This window comes from Pseudomonas sp. Pseusp97, assembly GCF_047304025.1.
Lineage (GTDB): Bacteria > Pseudomonadota > Gammaproteobacteria > Pseudomonadales > Pseudomonadaceae > Pseudomonas.
In genome coordinates this window covers 14,828-30,083 of record NZ_JBGLYK010000046.1, presented here as the reverse complement: position 1 = coordinate 30,083, position 15,256 = coordinate 14,828, and the positions used below count along the sequence as shown (strand labels likewise).

Sequence of the window (15,256 nt, the reverse complement as noted above, 5' to 3'; positions counted from 1 at the left end):
TCGGCGTGGTCGCGGCGCTGATCCCGTTCAACTATCCGGTCTACACCTTCCTGCGCAAGGTCGCGCCGGCGCTGATCACCGGCAACACCGTGGTGGTGCGCCCGAGCAACAACACCCCGACCTCGGCCTTCGAAATCGCCCGCTGCGCCGAGGAGGCCGGGCTGCCCGCCGGCGTGCTGAACGTGCTGACCATGAACCACGATGTTGCCGCCGTGCTCTGCCAGCAGCCGCAGATCGGCCTGATCACCCTGACCGGCAGCGTCGGCGCCGGCCGCATCGTGCTTGACTATTGCAAGGCCAACATCGCCAAGCCGTCCCTGGAGCTGGGCGGCAAGACCCCGGCGATCATCGAGGCGGACGCCGACCTGGAGAAGGCCGCCGCCGCCATCGTCGCCTCCAAGACCACCCATTGCGGCCAGTTGTGCACCGCCATCGAGCGCGTCTACGTGCAGGCCAGCGTGCATGACCGCTTCCTCGCCCTGCTGCGCGAGAAGATGGCCGCCGTGCGCATCGGCAACCGTGCCGAAGACCCCAGCCTGATGGGCCCGCTGCAATACGGCCGGGCCCGTGCCGACGTTCATGCCAAGGTCCAGCGCGCTCTGGCCGAAGGTGCCGTGCTGGAGTGCGGCGGCGTGCTGCCCGAGGGCGCCGGCCACTTCTACCCGGCGACCCTGCTCAGCGGCTGCCGCCAGGACATGGAGATCGTCCAGGAGGAGATCTTCGGCCCGGTGCTGCCAGTGCTGTCCTACGAGACCCTCGACGACGCGCTGGCCATGGCCAACGACCACCAGTTCGGCCTGTCCTCGGTGCTCTACACCGAGAACTACCGCAACGCCATGAAGGTCGCCAACCACATCGAGGCTGGCGAGATCTACATCAACCGCACGCCCGCCGACCCCTACCAGGGCTTCCACGCCGGCTGGAAGCGCTCGGGCCTTGGCGGCGACGACGGCAAGCACGGGATGCTGGAGTTCACCCAGACACGCCTCGTGGTTCTGAAGTTCTGATCTGCTGATCCAATCCGCGGGGCCCGCTGCCCGGCCCCGTCACTCCCACCGCTGTTCCGACCAGTTGCCGGCGACCGAGCCGGCTGCGAGATGCATGATGAAAAAAACAATAAGTGCAGATGCCATGCCCATGGCCGTGCCCGCCAACGCCAACCTCAGCCGTTACATCCAGCTCGCCCTGCTCGTGCTCGCGGCGGGGGCGATCTACCCGATGCTGTACCTGCGCCAGGTGTACCAGAGCACCATGCTCGAGGCGCTGGCGATCAACAACAGCGAACTGGGCTACCTCTACTCGATCCTCGGCACCGCCTTCCTGCTCAGCTACCTGCCCAGCGGCTGGCTCGCGGATCGCCTGTCACCGCGCTTCCTGATCAGCTTCTCGCTGATCGGCACCGGCCTGCTGGGCATGTGGTACGCGATGCTGCCGGGCTTCGACACGCTGCTGGTGATCTTCTGCGGCTTCGGCATCACTACCGGCCTGACCTTCTGGGCCGCGCTGATCAAGCGGGTGAAGATGCTCGCCGGCGAGGATGAACAGGGCCGCTTCTTCGGCGTGCTCGACGGCGGCCGCGGGCTGGTCGAGGCGCTGCTGGCGACCGTCGCCATCGCATTGTTCGCCTACGTCACCGAGACCCGCGGCGAGAAGAACGCCCAGGGACTGCAACTGGTCATCCATATGTACGCGGTCTTCTGCATCGTCCTCGGCGCCGCGCTGATGCTGGTGCGCGATCCGCAGAAGAACGGCAAGGACACTCGCGCCGAGAAGGGCAACCTGCTGGAAGACTTCCGCACCCTGCTGCGCATTCCCGAGCTGTGGCTGGTGACCGCCATCGTGTTCTGCGGCTACCACTTCTTCTGGGCCACCTACAGCTTCTCGGCCTACCTGCAGGAAGGCGGCTTCGGTCTCTCCGCCACCGCCGCCGGCGTCATCACCACCGTCAAGCTGTGGATGCGCCCGGTGGGCGGCATCGGCGGCGGGTGGCTGGGCGACCGCTTCTCCAAGGCCGGCGTACTGACCTGGGCAATGCTGTTGTCGGCGCTGGGCATGATCGGCCTGATCGTGCTGCCAAGCCTGCACGTGCTCGGCGTGCTGATCTTCCTGGTGATCTTCATCGGCCTGATGACCTACGCCATCCGTGGCCTGTACTGGGCGGTGCTGGACGACTGCCGCATCCCGCTGCGCGTCACGGGCCTGGCCATCGGCATCATCTCGGTCATCGGCTATTCGCCCGATGCCTACCTGCCGCTGCTCAACGGCTGGATCACCGACCGCTTCCCCGGCTTCGTCGGCTACCAGATCTATTTCTCCTACGTCGTGGTGATGGGCCTGCTGGGCGTGGTCGCCACCCTGATCCTGAACAAGCGCATTCAGAAGAGAGCGAAGCAAGCATGAAGATCGTCTCCCTCGAAACCCATGTGGTCGCCGTCCCACCGCCCCACGTCGGCGGCATGTACTGGCTGTTCGTCAAGTTGAAGACCGATTGCGGTATCGAAGGCGTCGGCGAAATCTACGCCGCCACTTTCCATCCCAGGGTCATGGTCCCGGCCATCGAGGACGTGTTCGGTCGCTACCTGGAGAACCAGGACCCGCACCACATCGAACGCTTCTTCCGCCGCGCCTATTCGAGCGGTTTCACCCAGCGCCCCGACCTGACCATGATGGGCATCGTCAGCGGCCTGGAAATGGCCTGCTGGGACATCATCGGCAAGGCGGCGAACAAGCCGGTCTACGAGCTGCTCGGCGGCAAGGTCCACGAGCGCCTGCGCTCCTACACCTACCTGTACCCGAAGAACGCCCAGGGCGAGTACGACTACTCCGACCCGGACCTGGCCGCGGAGTGCGCCATCGAGAACATGAAGCTGGGCTTCACCGCCGTGAAGTTCGACCCGGCCGGCCCCTACACCGCGTTCTCCGGCCACCAGGTGTCGCTGGAAGTGCTGGATCGCTGCGAGACCTTCTGCCGCAAGATCCGCGAAGCGGTGGGTAACAAATGCGACCTGCTGTTCGGCACCCACGGGCAGATGGTGCCGTCCTCGGCCATCCGCCTGGCCAGGCGCCTGGAGAAGTACGACCCGCTGTGGTTCGAGGAGCCGATCCCGCCGGGCCAGGAAGACGCCATGGGCCAGGTCGCTGCCAAGACCAGCATTCCGATTGCCACCGGCGAACGCCTGACCACCAAGTACGAGTTCTTCAAGCTGCTGCAGGCCGGCGGTGCGTCGATCCTGCAGATGAACGTCGGTCGCTGCGGCGGCCTGCTCGAAGGCAAGAAGATTGCCTCCATGGCCGAAGCCTTCTACGCGCAGATCGCCCCGCACCTCTACAACGGTCCGATCGGCGCGGCGGCGAGCTTCCAGCTGGCAGCCTGCACGCCGAACTTCCTGATCCAGGAAAGCATCGGCACCTGGGACGGCTTCCATGCGCAGGTGCTGAAGAAGCCGCTGCAGTGGGAAGACGGCTACATCATCCCGTCCAGCGAGCCCGGCCTGGGCGTCGAGCTGGACATGGACGTGGTGCGCGCCCACAGCCCCTACGCAGGCGAGCGTCTGCACCTGCAGATGGGCCCGGACCCTGTCGACGTTAAAGACAACGCACCGGCCAAAGGCTGATGCCGGACCCGTCCCTGGCCTTTCCCTCAAGGAAAGAGTGGGGCGGGGTTCTACCCAATACCGCGGTACGCATTCCATGAAATACGACTACATCATCGTCGGCGCCGGTTCCGCCGGTTGCATCCTCGCCGCCCGTCTGAGCGAATCGGGCGAACACAGCGTCCTGCTGCTGGAGGCTGGCGGCAAGGACAGCTCGCACTGGTTCAGGATCCCGGTGGGCTTCGCCAAGCTCTACTACAACCCGACCTTCAACTGGATGTACTACAGCCAGCCGCAGAAGCAGCTCGCCAACCGCGAACTCTATGCGCCGCGGGGCAAGGTGCAGGGCGGCTCGGGCTCGATCAACGCGATGATCTATGTGCGCGGCCAGGCCCATGACTTCGATGACTGGGCGGCCAATGGCAACCAGGGCTGGTCGTTCAAGGACGTGCTGCCGTACTTCCGCAAGCTGGAATCGCACCCGCTGGGCAACACCGAGTACCACGGTGCTGACGGTCCGATCCGCATCACGCCGATGAAGGGGCACACCCACCCGATCTGCGACAGCTTCCTCGAAGGCTGCCAGGAGCTGGGCTATCCGCTGAGCGACGACTTCAACGGCAAGGACTTCGAAGGCGCCGGCCTCTACGACGTCAACACCAGGAACGGCCAGCGCTGTTCCAGCAGCTTCGCCTACCTGCATCCGGCGCAGAACCGCGCCAACCTGACCATCGAGCGCAACGCGCTGGTGGAGCGCGTGCTGTTCGACGAGCACAAGCGCGCCATCGGCGTGAGCGTGCAGCAGAGCGGCGTGCAGCGCGAGTTCCATGCCGAGCGCGAAGTCATCCTCGCTGCCGGCGCGGTGGATTCGCCCAAGCTGCTGCAACTGTCCGGGGTTGCCGACCGCGAGCTGCTGGACGAGCACAATATTGCGCAGGTCCATGAACTGCCAGCGGTGGGCAGGAACCTGCAGGACCACCTCTGCGTCAGCTACTACTACAAGGCCAACATCCGCACCCTGAACGACGACTTCGGCTCGCTGTTCGGCCAGGCGAAGCTGGGCCTGGAGTACCTGCTGACCCGCAAGGGCCCGCTGTCGATGAGCGTGAACCAGAGCGGCGGTTTCTTCCGCAGCGACGAGCAGCTGGAACATCCGAACCTGCAGCTGTACTTCAACCCGCTGTCGTACCAGATCCCCAAGAGCAACAAGGCCAGCCTGAAACCCGAGCCGTACTCGGGCTTCCTGCTCTGCTTCAACCCGTGCCGGCCGACCAGCCGCGGCGAAATCCGCATCGCCTCGAAGAACCCGGCCGACGCCGCGCTGATCGACCCGAACTACCTGAGCACGCAGAAGGACATCGACGAAGCCATCCAGGGCAGCCACCTGATCCGCAGGATCATGAACGCCCCGGCGCTGAAGAAGATCACGCTGGAGGAAGTGCTGCCGGGACCGGCCACCCAGTCCGACGAGCAGATGCTGCAGTACTTCCGCGAGAACTGCGGCTCGATCTACCACCTGTGCGGCAGCTGCGCCATGGGCAACGATCCGCAGACCTCGGTGGTGGACAACCGCCTGCGCGTGCATGGCCTCAAGGGCCTGCGCGTGGTCGATGCGTCGATCTTCCCCAACGTCACCTCCGGCAACACCAACGCCGCGGTGATGATGGTGGCGGAGAAGGGCGCCGACCTGATCCTCGAGGATGCCCGCCAGGTCGCCCAGCAGCAGGCGAGCGCCAGGCCGGCCCAGCGCGTGGCGGTGTAGTAGCGGCGTATTACCCGCTGACCGCGCCACTGGCTAAGCTCTCCCGCATGCCCGGCCACCATGGCCGGGCCCTGCCGGGAGGATGCCCAGATGGCCGCGAAGAAGATCCTGATGCTGGTCGGCGACTACGCCGAAGACTACGAAACCATGGTGCCGTTCCAGGCGCTGCTGATGGTCGGGCACATCGTCCATGCCGTCTGCCCGGACAAGAAGGCTGGCCAGAGCATCCGTACCGCCATCCACGATTTCGAAGGTGACCAGACCTACAGCGAGAAGCCCGGTCACAACTTCGCCCTGAATGCCGACTTTGCCGGTGTGCGCGCCGAAGACTACGACGCGCTGTTGATCCCCGGCGGCCGCGCCCCGGAATACTTGCGCCTGAACGCCAGGGTTATCGAACTGGTGAAGGCCTTCGACGCCGCGAAGAAGCCCATCGCCGCTGTCTGCCACGGCGCCCAGCTGCTGGCCGCCGCCGGCGTGCTCAAGGGCCGCGCCTGCAGCGCCTACCCGGCCTGCGGTCCGGAAGTGACCCTGGCCGGCGGCGAGTACGTGGACATCCCGGTGGACGCCGCCCATGTCGACGGCAATCTGGTCACCGCGCCGGCATGGCCGGCGCATCCGGCGTGGCTGGCGAAATTCCTCGAGGTGCTGGGCACGAAGATCAGCCTGTAAACTGGCCCGTCACCGACGCCGGAGAAGCCGTCCATGTGCGAACTCTATGTAAAGGCCGACCCGATTCTCTACGAGTCGCGCTCCCGATCCCTGCGCATCCGCGGCGTGGTCACCACGCTGCGTCTGGAGAACCAGTTCTGGGACATCCTGCGCGAGATCGCCGAGGTGGACGGCATGACTACCAACCAGCTGATCGCCAAGCTCTATGACGAGGTGATGGACTACCGCGGTGAGGTGGTGAACTTCGCTTCCTTCCTGCGGGTGAGCTGCACGCGCTTCCTCGCCCAGCGCCGCGACAATGTCGTGGAATTGAACCGGGTGCCGCGCAGCGCGTGACGGCCAGGGGCGGGCGCTGCCCGCCTTTCGCGGACAAGGTCCGCTCCTACGGGAGCGGCCCCAGCGCAAGCCGGCATGCTCTTCGTAGGAGCGAGCTTGCTCTCGAATCGCCCAGCCTCGGCGCCCCCCGGGAACTCTGTTCGCGAGCAAGCTCGCTCCTACAGGTGCCAATAAAAAAGCCCGGCACATGGCCGGGCTTTTTCACGGAGCGAAGGCGAAGCCTTACTGCACTTCCACCGCCAGGTTCTCGGCGATCTTCTTCTGCCAGATGGCCGGGCCGGTGATGTGCACCGACTCGCCATTGGTATCGACCGCAACGGTCACCGGCATGTCTTTGACTTCGAACTCGTAGATCGCTTCCATGCCCAGTTCGGCGAAGGCGAGGACCTTGGACTTCTTGATCGCCTGGGCGACCAGGTAGGCGGCGCCGCCCACGGCCATCAGGTAGACGGCCTTGTTGTCCTTGATCGCCTCGATGGCGATGGGGCCGCGCTCGGACTTGCCGATCATGCCCAGCAGGCCGGTCTGCTCGAGGATCTGGCGGGTGAACTTGTCCATCCGGGTCGCGGTGGTCGGGCCAGCCGGGCCAACCACTTCGTCACCGACCGGATCGACCGGGCCGACGTAATAGATGAAGCGGCCCTTGAGGTCCACCGGCAGCTCTTCGCCCTTGTTCAGCATGTCGACCATGCGCTTGTGCGCGGCGTCGCGGCCGGTGAGCATCTTGCCGTTGAGCAGGATGGTCTCGCCCGGCTTCCAGCTCTGCACTTCTTCCGGGGTGATGCTGTCGAGGTTGACGCGGCGCGCGGACGGGCCGGCTTCCCAGACGATTTCCGGGTAGGCGTCCAGCGACGGCGCTTCCAGTTCGGCCGGGCCCGAGCCGTCGAGCACGAAGTGCGCATGGCGGGTGGCGGCGCAGTTGGGGATCATGCACACCGGCAGGGAAGCGGCGTGGGTCGGGTAGTCCATGATCTTCACGTCGAGCACGGTGGTCAGGCCGCCCAGGCCCTGGGCGCCGATGCCCAGCTGGTTGACCTTCTCGAACAGTTCGAGGCGCATTTCCTCGATCCTGTTCTGCGGACCGCGGGCCTTCAACTCGTGGATGTCGATCTCGTCCATCAGGACTTCCTTCGCCATCACCGCGGCCTTCTCGGCGGTACCGCCGATGCCGATGCCGAGCATGCCCGGCGGGCACCAGCCGGCGCCCATGGTCGGAACGGTCTTCAGGACCCAGTCGACGATGGAGTCGGACGGGTTGAGCATGGCCATCTTAGACTTGTTCTCGGAGCCGCCGCCCTTGGCCGCCACGTCCACTTCCACGGTGTTGCCCGGGACGATGGAGTAGTGGATCACCGCCGGGGTGTTGTCCTTGGTGTTCTTACGCGCGCCGGCCGGGTCGGCCAGGATGGAGGCGCGCAGGACGTTCTCCGGTAGGTTGTAGGCGCGACGTACGCCTTCGTTGATCATGTCGTCGACGCTCATGGTGGCGCCGGCCCAGCTCACGTCCATGCCGACGCGGACGAACACGGTGACGATGCCGGTGTCCTGGCAGATCGGGCGGTGGCCGGTGGCGCACATGCGCGAGTTGATCAGGATCTGCGCCATCGAGTCCCGGGCGGCCGGCGATTCTTCGCGCAGGTAGGCCTCATGCATGGCCTGGATGAAATCAACCGGGTGGTAGTAGGAGATGAACTGCAGGGCATCGGCGACGCTCTGGATCAGGTCGTCTTGCTTGATCACGGCCATGGAGCACGGTCCTCTTCAGGCAGGAAAGACAGGCACGCGGCCTGCTACATCGGGAGAACGCCGGCACGGTTCCGGCGAAAAAAGGCGCCGTAGTATACCGCTGCGGCCGCCTGCCGCGCACCCGCCAGTGATCCGACCTTGGTCCCAGATGGCTCCCCGGATAGCGCCGGCTCGGTAAGGAAGGCCTTCGGTCGCCCACATTCCGATCGGCTAGGCACTGGGGCGCTTTGATAGTAGAGTGAAGGCCAGGTGCCATTACGGGACGGAGCCCCATGAGCACGCTGAAACCACCTCTGAAGCAGCACGCCTTACAAAAACTACTCATCAGGCGATTCGGCATGGCCCTCGGGACCTATGCCCTGGCGCTGCTCTTGCTGTGGTTGGCGGTGTTCGGCGAGTTCTACCGCGCCCCTACCAGCTTTGCCCTGACCTGCACCCTGCTGGTCGCCGGCAGCCAGGTGGTGTTCGCCTGGCTGTTCCTCAGCGGGCGCAACCAGCGCTTCACCGACCCGAGCATGACCGAGCCGCAGGTGCTGGTGGCGGTGGTCTGGCACACCCTGTTCCTGGCCAACGTCGATACCGCGCGCGGCACGCTGATGGTGCTCTACGTGCTGATCCTGCTGTTCGGCGTGTTCCAGTTGCAGCCGCGGGTGTTCGCCCGCTGCGCCGCGCTGGCCTTCATCGCCTTCGCCGGGCTCAATCTTCACGAAGCCTTCCAGCAACGCCTGCAACTGCCCGCCCAGGCGGTGCTGCAGTTGCTGGTGCTGTTCATCGTGCTGACCTGGCTGAGCCTGTTCGCCGGCTACGTGCAGTCGCTGCGCCAACGCATGCGCCAGCGCCGCTACGCGCTGCAGGCGCACCAGGACACCCTGCGCGGCATGATGCGCCAGCTCGAAGACCTGGTGGCCACCGACGAACTCACCGGGCTGTTCAACCGCCGCCATTTCCTGCGCCTGGCCGGGCGCGCGCTGGAAGACATGCGCCCCGGCCAGCGCCACGGCCTGGCGCTGATCGACCTGGACCACTTCAAGCGGATCAACGATGTCCACGGCCATGCCGCCGGCGACCGCGTATTGCAGACTTTTGCCGCCGTAGCGCGGGCCTGCCTGCGCGAGGGCGACATCCTGGCGCGCTATGGCGGTGAAGAGTTCGTCCTGCTGCTGCCCGATGCCGACGCCGACCGCCTCACCAGTTGCTGCGAACGCCTGCGGCTGGCCTATTCGGCGGCGGAGCCGGTGGGAGTGAAAATCGAAACCCTGAGTCTGTCGGCGGGGATGACCCTGCTCGACGCCGACGACGATCTCGACGAGGCCTTGCAACGGGCTGACCAGGCGCTCTACCGTGCGAAACGCAGCGGACGTGACCGCTGCGATGCCGCATGGGAGTGGACGCGTGCCTGAGATACAGGCCGGATCGCAACGCTTTTCGGTAAGCCCCGGAGTCAACCTGCTCGATGCCCTGCGCGGGGCCGGCATCGCCGTGCCCTACAGCTGCCGGGCCGGGAGTTGCCACGCCTGCCTGGTGCGCTGCACCGCCGGCGAGGTGGAGGATGCCTTGCCCGATGCACTGGACACGGCGCGGCGCGCGGAAGGCTGGCGGCTGTCCTGCCAGTGCCGCGTGACCCAGGACCTGACGGTGGAAACCTTCGACCCGCAGCGCGACGGCCTGCCGGCCACGGTGACCGAACTGGACTGGCCGGCGCCGGACGTGCTGCGCCTGCGGCTCACTCCGCAACGCTCGCTGCGTTACAGCGCCGGGCAGCACCTGATCCTCTGGAGCGCCGAAGGCATCGCGCGGCCCTATTCGCTGGCCAGCGTGCCGGGGCTCGATTCCTGGCTGGAATTCCACATCGACTGCGGCGAACCCGGCGCTTTTGCCGATTTCGCCCGTGAACTCAAGGTCGGCGACGACCTGCGCCTGGGCAAACTGCGTGGCGGCGCGCTGCACTACGACCCGGAATGGCATGAGCGGCCATTGCTGCTGATGGCCTCCGGCACCGGCCTGGCGCCGCTCTGGGGCGTGTTGCGCGAAGCACTGCGGCAGCATCACAGCGGGCCGATCCGTATCATTCACCAGGCCCATGACCGCGCCGGCCATTATCTGGCCGAGCCCCTGCAATCCCTGGCCGCCAGCCATCCGGAACTGGAAGTGACGCTGATGACCACGGCCGAGTCGGCCGAGGTTTTGGCGCAACTCCGGCTTGTTTCCCGGCGAACCCTCGCCTTACTCTGCGGCCATCCCGCCAGCGTCGATGCCTTCGCCCGCCGTCTTTATCTTTGCGGTGTGCCCCGCGGCCAGACGCTGGCCGATCTGTTCCTGCCTCACGCCTGAACCGGTCGCCCCACCTCAATAAGAACAAGGAATTGCCATGAGCGAACAGATTCTCGTCGAGCGCGAAGAGGGCCTGCTGACCCTGCGCCTGAACCGTCCGGACAAGATGAACGCGCTGACCCGCAGCATGTACGCCGGTCTCGCCGAAGCCCTGGAAGCGGCGCAGGAGGATCGTTCGGTGCGCGTGGTGCTGATCACCGGTAACGCCGAGTGCTTCACCAGCGGCAACGACATCGTCGACTTCCTCCAGGAGCCGCCGAGCGGCCCGGACAGCGCGGTTTTCCGCTTCATGCGCGCGCTGATGGAATTCACCAAGCCGGTGGTCGCCGCCGTCGCCGGCCCGGCCGTGGGCATCGGCACCACGCTGCTGCTGCATTGCGACCAGGTATTCATCGCCAAGGGCGCCAAGCTGAAGATGCCCTTCGTCAACCTGGGCCTGTGCCCGGAGTTCGGTTCCAGCTTCCTGGTGCCGCGCCTGGTCGGCCCGGTGAAGGCTTCCAGCCTGTTGCTGCGCGGCGAGGGTTTCACCGGCGAGCAGGCCGTGGCCTACGGTATTGCCAACGAGGCGCTGGAAGATGGCGCGGCTGCTCTGGAACGCGCCCGTGAGGTCTGCCAGTCTTTCCTGCAGCTGCCGCCGGCCGCGGTGGCGCTGAGCAAGCGCCTGCTCAAGGCGCCCTTCATCGAGGAACTGCGCCGCGTGGTGGCGGAAGAGGGCCAGCACTTCGTGCAACGCCTGCACTCGCCGGAAGCCCAGGAAGCGCTGAGCGCCTTCACCCAGCGCCGCCAGCCGGATTTCTCGAAGTTTCTTTAAGGCAACCGCTAACGCAGCGCTCCTGCCAACTGACGCCGAACCGTCTTCGTAGGAGCGGACCTTGTCCGCGAAGTCCCACCGCCCATACGGCGTTGACGGATAAATGCAGTGTCGAGCGGGCGCCGCGCCGAGGGATTGCCCGGATGGAGAAGATTCCGCCGCGATGGGTTTCGCGGACAAGGTCCGCTCCTACGGGAGACATCTGCGCCGGGGGCGAAGGTTGCCCACACAATCTGTGGAGCGCGCTGTGGATAAGCTCTGGGGCAACCCGGATAACCCACGCCCGCCGTGGCCTGCAGGGAATTGAGCGGTATTTGAGCGATGCTCCGCAGGTTGCTCACAATTGATGTGGAAGGTGCTGTGGATAACCTCTGGTGCAACCGCTGCAGGCCAGACACCACGCGCCTTGAGGCGAATTGAGCAGTAAATGAGCTGCCCGCGGAGTCTGGCGAGCGGCTCTTCGTAGGAGCGAGCTTGCTCGCGAACAGCCCTGCCACAGAATTGCCCGCGAACCCGGTTCGCGAGCAAGCTCGCTCCTACAGGGACGGCTCTGCATCAGCAATGAAAAGGCCGCCCGAAGGCGGCCTTGTCAATTTCGCTTGCAGCAGGATCAGACCAGCAGGTCGCCCACGTGCAGCACCTTCATGGTGTTGGTGCCGCCCTGGGCGGTGTAGCTGTCGCCCTTGGTCAGGATCACCCAGTCGCCGGTGTTCACCACGCCACGCTGCAGCAGCGCGTCGACGGCTTCCTGGCTGACCCGCTCCGGCGGCAGGGCGGCCGGATCGAAGGGGATGGTTTCCACGCCACGGAACAACGCCACGCGGGCCTGGGTTTCGCGGTGCGGGGAGTAGGCGAAGATCGGTACCGAAGAGCGGATGCGCGACATGATCAGCGGGGTGTAGCCGCTTTCGGTCAGGCAGATGATCGCCTTGATGCCCGGGAAGTGGTTGGCGGTGTACATGGCCGCCAGCGCAATGCTCTCGTCGCAGCGCTCGAAGGTCTGGCCCAGGCGGTGGCTGGATTTCTTGGTGGTCGGGTGCTTCTCGGCGCCGGCGCAAATGCGCGCCATGGCCTTGACCGCTTCCACCGGGTATTCGCCGGCGGCGGATTCGGCCGAGAGCATCACCGCGTCGGTGTAGTCGAGCACGGCGTTGGCCACGTCGGAGACTTCCGCGCGGGTCGGCATCGGGTTGTGGATCATCGACTCCATCATCTGGGTCGCGGTGATCACCGCCTTGTTGTAGCGGCGCGCGTGCAGAATGATCTTCTTCTGGATGCCCACCAGTTCGGCGTCGCCGATTTCCACGCCGAGGTCGCCACGGGCCACCATCACCGCGTCGCTGGCGCGGATCAGGCCGTCCAGGGCTTCGTCGTCGGCCACGGCTTCGGCGCGCTCGATCTTGGCCACCAGCCAGGCGCTGCCGCCGGCTTCGGTAAGCAGGCGGCGGGCGTATTCCATGTCCTTGGCGTCACGCGGGAAGGACACGGCGACGTAGTCCAGATCCATGCTCGCGGCGAGCTTGATGTCGGCCTTGTCCTTCTCGGTGAGGGCCGGCGCGGTGAGGCCGCCGCCACGGCGGTTGATGCCCTTGTGGTCGGACAGCGGGCCGCCGATCAGGACTTCGCAGACCAGTTCGTCCGCTTTCACTTCCTTCACCACCATGACCACGCGGCCGTCATCCAGCAGCAGCTCGTCGCCCACGCCGCAGTCCTTCACCAGGTCCGGGTAGTCGATGCCGACCACTTGCTGGTTGCCGTCGGTGCGCGGGTGGCTGGTGGAGAAGCGGAAGGTGTCGCCGACAGCCAGTTCGATACGCTTGTTGGTGAACTTGGCGATGCGGATCTTCGGACCCTGCAGGTCGCCCAGCAGCGCCACGAAGCGGCCATGCTTGGCGGCGATGTCGCGCACCAGCTGGGCGCGCGCGCGGTGTTCGTCGGGAGTGCCGTGGGAGAAGTTCAGGCGGGCGACATCGATCCCGGCGAGGATCAGCTGCTCCAGGACTTCGGGGGAATTGCTGGCTGGGCCGAGGGTGGCGACGATCTTGGTGCGGCGAAGGGACATGCGGGACTCCTAGGGGAAAGCAGCGGTCAGGCCACCGCCGAAGTGGGTCCGGAGCGGCCAGGGCGCCATCTTACTCTCTTCAGGTGACTCTTTCAGGTGGCTCTCTCAGGTGCGGGGCCGGATCACCAGCAGATCACATTCGACTTCCTCGAAGACCCGCTCGGCGGTCTGGCCGATCAGTGCGTTGTCGAGCTGCCCGCGGGCGACGGCGCCCATCAGCAGCAGGTCGATGTCGTGGTCCTTCACGTAGGTCGGGATCACTTCCTCGGCGAAGCCTTGTCCCAGCTGCGTGCGTTGCCGATCGATCTGCGGGTAGTGCGCGAGCAGGGCGGCGAAGGCGTCGCGGTGATGAGCCTCAGTGCGCAGTACGTAGTTATCGTAGTCGGCCAGCAGCTCGGCGTTGAACGCCAGGGTGTGCGGCAACGCCATGTAGGCGTGCAGGTAATGGGCGTCCAGTTGCAGGCGTTGCTCCAGCTCGCGGGCCACGCTGATCAGGCGATGGTCCAGCTCAGCCGGGGCATCGCCGGCATGCAGCGGATCGACGGCGGCGCACAGGCTGCGGCCGGCCCACTCGCCGTGCTGCACCAGCCACAGCGGCTGCGGGCAATGGCGGATCAGTTGCCAGTCGTTGTTGGTGAGGAACAGGCGCTTGAGCAGGTTGTGGTGGTGCGCGGACTTGAGTACCAGGTCCGGGGCGGTCTGCTCGCAGTGCAGGACCACCTGGTGGTGCAGGGACTTGCCCCAGCGCACCTGGCAGTGAACTTCGAGGCCGCCATCGCGCAGCGGCGCGGCCAGGTGTTGAAGCCAGGCCAGGCGCTCGTCCAGCAGGTTGCGCTGGGCGGCGTCGAGGTCGCCGCGCTCCAGCAGCAGTGCATTGTCCAGCGCCGGATTGTATTCGCAGGCCAGCAGCTCCAGGCGCGCGCCGCAGCGCTGGGCGATCCAGCGGGCGCGGGTAAGGGCGGGCTGGTCCTCGCGGCTCGGGTCGATGATGACGAGCAGGTGCTGCAGCTTCATGGCAAAGTCCTCGCTTGCTCTGCGCTCAATGCAGAGCAAGCGTAGACACTGGCGCCGGCCGCGCGCCTTGACCTGGCTCAGCGGCGCACGGCGGCTTTGCTGTCAGCTGCGCGGCGAGGTCTGGTTCAGTGCGCGGTCCAGGTGGCGGGCGCCCTTGTCGGCCAGTTCGCCATTGGGGAATTCGGCGAGCTGGCGACGCAGGTAGGCGATGGCCTTCTCGCGGTCCGGGTGGGGGTTGTCCGGCGCCATGTACATCAGGCCCAACTGGTACAGGGCCTTCTCGCGGATATCCGGTGGAATGGCCGGGTCATTGGCGCCCAGCAGGTAGAGCTGGGCTGCTTCATCGACACGACCCTTGAGCACGGCGCGGCGCGACAGCAGGGTCATGTCCGGGTCGAGGGTCGGCTTGTTCAGGTCCAGGTTGTACTGCGGCTGCCAGTCGGCCAGCAGCTGCTTGGCGGTCTTCTGCACCGGCTCCTTGGCGCGCTGGCGGATGATCAGCTCCCGGGCGTCGGCGTGTTCGGCAGCCCTGGTGCCGGGGAATTCGCGGTCGATGCGCTGGAAGTAATCCATGGCCTTCTGATCGTCGCGCTGGTCGTTGTAGCGGCTCATGTAGATCAGGCCGATCTGGTACAGCGCGATGGCGCGCACTTCCGGGCCGTAGCGGGTGTTGTCGTAGCCGGTGAGGTAGAGCTTCTCGGCCTCCGCGCTCTTGCCGTCGCGAATGGCCTGGGCGCTGTAGGTCAGCAGGTCGCCTTCCTCTTCCACGGCGGCGGTCATGCGTTTGTTCTTGAGCTGCTTGTATTCGGCCACTTCGCCGGTGGTGACCTGGGCCACGAACAGCGGCGTCGTGGGGGCACAGCCGGCGAGCCAGGGCAGCAGCACGGCGAGCGGCAGGGCAGTCGAGAGGGCGTGGACGAAACGCATGG

The 15,256-nt window shown here is 66.1% G+C and carries 13 protein-coding genes; 9 read left to right on the top strand and 4 right to left on the bottom strand.

Going from position 1 to position 15,256, the window contains the following annotated elements; genetic code table 11:
- The 6 genes from ACCC94_RS11055 to ACCC94_RS11030 all read left to right on the top strand — a co-directional run.
- Positions 1–1,007 (top strand): aldehyde dehydrogenase family protein (locus ACCC94_RS11055; protein ID WP_413349514.1); only part of this gene is annotated, 1,007 nt, incomplete at its 5' end.
- A 97-nt stretch (positions 1,008–1,104) separates the two neighbouring features.
- Positions 1,105–2,400 carry an MFS transporter gene (locus tag ACCC94_RS11050; RefSeq protein WP_413349512.1) on the top strand — a complete coding sequence of 432 codons (1,296 nt, stop codon included), beginning with the start codon at positions 1,105–1,107 and terminating at the stop codon, positions 2,398–2,400.
- Positions 2,397–3,614 (top strand): mandelate racemase/muconate lactonizing enzyme family protein, encoded by a 1,218-nt coding sequence (locus ACCC94_RS11045; RefSeq protein WP_413349510.1) that lies wholly within the window; start codon positions 2,397–2,399, stop codon positions 3,612–3,614. The genes ACCC94_RS11050 and ACCC94_RS11045 overlap by 4 nt, the downstream gene beginning before the upstream one ends.
- A gap of 76 nt (positions 3,615–3,690) precedes the next feature.
- The gene (locus tag ACCC94_RS11040) at positions 3,691–5,355 is read left to right on the top strand and encodes a GMC family oxidoreductase (RefSeq protein ID WP_413349508.1); all 1,665 of its coding nucleotides are present in this window, start codon (positions 3,691–3,693) and stop codon (positions 5,353–5,355) included.
- A gap of 90 nt (positions 5,356–5,445) precedes the next feature.
- Positions 5,446–6,027, top strand: a complete 582-nt coding sequence (locus ACCC94_RS11035; protein WP_413349506.1) for a DJ-1/PfpI family protein — start codon at positions 5,446–5,448, stop codon at positions 6,025–6,027.
- A 33-nt stretch (positions 6,028–6,060) separates the two neighbouring features.
- Entirely contained in the window at positions 6,061–6,363 is a 303-nt protein-coding gene (locus tag ACCC94_RS11030; RefSeq protein ID WP_017519692.1) for a ribbon-helix-helix domain-containing protein, read from the top strand.
- 222 nt (positions 6,364–6,585) lie between these two features.
- Here the strand turns inward: ACCC94_RS11030 and ACCC94_RS11025 are convergent, their stop codons facing one another.
- Positions 6,586–8,109, bottom strand: a complete 1,524-nt coding sequence (locus ACCC94_RS11025; protein WP_015478791.1) for a fumarate hydratase — start codon at positions 8,107–8,109, stop codon at positions 6,586–6,588.
- Between the two features lie 272 nt (positions 8,110–8,381).
- Between ACCC94_RS11025 and ACCC94_RS11020 the strand changes: the two genes are divergently transcribed.
- The 3 genes from ACCC94_RS11020 to ACCC94_RS11010 are packed head-to-tail and all read left to right on the top strand — an operon-like array spanning position 8,382 to position 11,251.
- Positions 8,382–9,509, top strand: a complete 1,128-nt coding sequence (locus tag ACCC94_RS11020) for a diguanylate cyclase domain-containing protein (protein WP_413349503.1) — start codon at positions 8,382–8,384, stop codon at positions 9,507–9,509.
- On the top strand, positions 9,502–10,440 hold the full coding sequence (locus ACCC94_RS11015) for an iron-sulfur-binding ferredoxin reductase (protein ID WP_413349501.1): 939 nt from the start codon (positions 9,502–9,504) through the stop codon (positions 10,438–10,440). Before ACCC94_RS11020 ends, ACCC94_RS11015 begins: the two co-directional genes overlap by 8 nt.
- Positions 10,441–10,477: 37 nt before the next feature.
- Positions 10,478–11,251 carry an enoyl-CoA hydratase-related protein gene (locus ACCC94_RS11010; protein ID WP_413349499.1) on the top strand — a complete coding sequence of 258 codons (774 nt, stop codon included), beginning with the start codon at positions 10,478–10,480 and terminating at the stop codon, positions 11,249–11,251.
- 610 nt (positions 11,252–11,861) lie between these two features.
- Here ACCC94_RS11010 and pyk read toward each other — a convergent pair.
- The 3 genes from pyk to ACCC94_RS10995 all read right to left on the bottom strand — a co-directional run bounded on the left by pyk (position 11,862) and on the right by ACCC94_RS10995 (position 15,254).
- A complete protein-coding gene (pyk, locus tag ACCC94_RS11005; RefSeq protein ID WP_413349497.1) occupies positions 11,862–13,313 on the bottom strand; it encodes a pyruvate kinase in 1,452 nt (483 codons plus the stop codon).
- Between the two features lie 105 nt (positions 13,314–13,418).
- Positions 13,419–14,327 carry a universal stress protein gene (locus ACCC94_RS11000; protein WP_413349495.1) on the bottom strand — a complete coding sequence of 303 codons (909 nt, stop codon included), beginning with the start codon at positions 14,325–14,327 and terminating at the stop codon, positions 13,419–13,421.
- A gap of 102 nt (positions 14,328–14,429) precedes the next feature.
- A complete protein-coding gene (locus ACCC94_RS10995) occupies positions 14,430–15,254 on the bottom strand; it encodes an outer membrane assembly lipoprotein YfiO (RefSeq protein WP_413349493.1) in 825 nt (274 codons plus the stop codon).
- Positions 15,255–15,256: the final 2 nt, after the last annotated feature.

What these genes read in the sequence shown, in the direction of transcription:
- ACCC94_RS11050 (WP_413349512.1), top strand. Translation starts at nt 1,105, where the DNA reads ATGAAAAAAACAATAAGTGCAGATGCCATGCCCATGGCCGTGCCCGCC.
- ACCC94_RS11045 (WP_413349510.1), top strand. Translation starts at nt 2,397, where the DNA reads ATGAAGATCGTCTCCCTCGAAACCCATGTGGTCGCCGTCCCACCGCCC.
- ACCC94_RS11040 (WP_413349508.1), top strand. Translation starts at nt 3,691, where the DNA reads ATGAAATACGACTACATCATCGTCGGCGCCGGTTCCGCCGGTTGCATC.
- ACCC94_RS11035 (WP_413349506.1), top strand. Translation starts at nt 5,446, where the DNA reads ATGGCCGCGAAGAAGATCCTGATGCTGGTCGGCGACTACGCCGAAGAC.
- ACCC94_RS11030 (WP_017519692.1), top strand. Translation starts at nt 6,061, where the DNA reads ATGTGCGAACTCTATGTAAAGGCCGACCCGATTCTCTACGAGTCGCGC.
- ACCC94_RS11025 (WP_015478791.1), bottom strand. Translation starts at nt 8,109, where the DNA reads ATGGCCGTGATCAAGCAAGACGACCTGATCCAGAGCGTCGCCGATGCC.
- ACCC94_RS11020 (WP_413349503.1), top strand. Translation starts at nt 8,382, where the DNA reads ATGAGCACGCTGAAACCACCTCTGAAGCAGCACGCCTTACAAAAACTA.
- ACCC94_RS11010 (WP_413349499.1), top strand. Translation starts at nt 10,478, where the DNA reads ATGAGCGAACAGATTCTCGTCGAGCGCGAAGAGGGCCTGCTGACCCTG.
- pyk (WP_413349497.1), bottom strand. Translation starts at nt 13,313, where the DNA reads ATGTCCCTTCGCCGCACCAAGATCGTCGCCACCCTCGGCCCAGCCAGC.
- ACCC94_RS11000 (WP_413349495.1), bottom strand. Translation starts at nt 14,327, where the DNA reads ATGAAGCTGCAGCACCTGCTCGTCATCATCGACCCGAGCCGCGAGGAC.
- ACCC94_RS10995 (WP_413349493.1), bottom strand. Translation starts at nt 15,254, where the DNA reads ATGCGTTTCGTCCACGCCCTCTCGACTGCCCTGCCGCTCGCCGTGCTG.